This is a genomic window from Vibrio sp. RE88, from assembly GCF_013113835.1.
GTDB lineage: Bacteria > Pseudomonadota > Gammaproteobacteria > Enterobacterales > Vibrionaceae > Vibrio.
Window position 1 is genome coordinate 1 of record NZ_VTYQ01000023.1, and the last position, 1,467, is coordinate 1,467.

General features: G+C 50.3%; 1 tRNA gene and 1 rRNA gene. Both read left to right on the forward strand.

Features of this window, described 5'->3' with window-relative positions:
• Positions 1-1,066, forward strand: a 16S ribosomal RNA gene (locus F0265_RS24460); the annotation flags it as partial.
• 109 nt (positions 1,067-1,175) lie between these two features.
• Positions 1,176-1,251 (forward strand) — tRNA-Val (locus tag F0265_RS24465).
• The last annotated feature ends 216 nt before the right edge of the window (positions 1,252-1,467 follow it).

A 1,467-nucleotide genomic window follows, 5' to 3' on the forward strand; every position in this document is an offset into this window, starting at 1 on the left:
TTTGACGTTAGCTGCAGAAGAAGCACCGGCTAACTCCGTGCCAGCAGCCGCGGTAATACGGAGGGTGCGAGCGTTAATCGGAATTACTGGGCGTAAAGCGCATGCAGGTGGTTTGTTAAGTCAGATGTGAAAGCCCGGGGCTCAACCTCGGAATAGCATTTGAAACTGGCAGACTAGAGTACTGTAGAGGGGGGTAGAATTTCAGGTGTAGCGGTGAAATGCGTAGAGATCTGAAGGAATACCGGTGGCGAAGGCGGCCCCCTGGACAGATACTGACACTCAGATGCGAAAGCGTGGGGAGCAAACAGGATTAGATACCCTGGTAGTCCACGCCGTAAACGATGTCTACTTGGAGGTTGTGGCCTTGAGCCGTGGCTTTCGGAGCTAACGCGTTAAGTAGACCGCCTGGGGAGTACGGTCGCAAGATTAAAACTCAAATGAATTGACGGGGGCCCGCACAAGCGGTGGAGCATGTGGTTTAATTCGATGCAACGCGAAGAACCTTACCTACTCTTGACATCCATAGAACTTTCCAGAGATGGATTGGTGCCTTCGGGAACTATGAGACAGGTGCTGCATGGCTGTCGTCAGCTCGTGTTGTGAAATGTTGGGTTAAGTCCCGCAACGAGCGCAACCCTTATCCTTGTTTGCCAGCGAGTAATGTCGGGAACTCCAGGGAGACTGCCGGTGATAAACCGGAGGAAGGTGGGGACGACGTCAAGTCATCATGGCCCTTACGAGTAGGGCTACACACGTGCTACAATGGCGCATACAGAGGGCGGCCAACTTGCGAAAGTGAGCGAATCCCAAAAAGTGCGTCGTAGTCCGGATTGGAGTCTGCAACTCGACTCCATGAAGTCGGAATCGCTAGTAATCGTAGATCAGAATGCTACGGTGAATACGTTCCCGGGCCTTGTACACACCGCCCGTCACACCATGGGAGTGGGCTGCAAAAGAAGTGGGTAGTTTAACCTTCGGGGGGACGCTCACCACTTTGTGGTTCATGACTGGGGTGAAGTCGTAACAAGGTAGCGCTAGGGGAACCTGGCGCTGGATCACCTCCTTATACGATGATTACTCACGATGAGTGTCCACACAGATTGATGGTTTATTGGTCGCAGGTTCGAATCCTGCACGACCCACCATTCTTCTCCACGAAGAATCAAAACTTATGTGGGCGATTAGCTCAGTTGGGAGAGCACCTGCCTTACAAGCAGGGGGTCACTGGTTCGAGCCCGGTATCGCCCACCATTCTCTAAGTATTTTTGGATTCAGATTTCCAAACCACTTCAGTAATACGTACGTGGTTGGATTTTTGCCGCTGAAAGTCTTTAGAAAATGTAACTTCCTTGTGAAGAAACATGCTCTTTAACAATTTGGAAAGCTGACGAATAACAACAATCCCCATCTCTATGAGATGCGTTGTTATTCATTTAAAAGTTCTCAAATCCTAATGACTTGTTCATT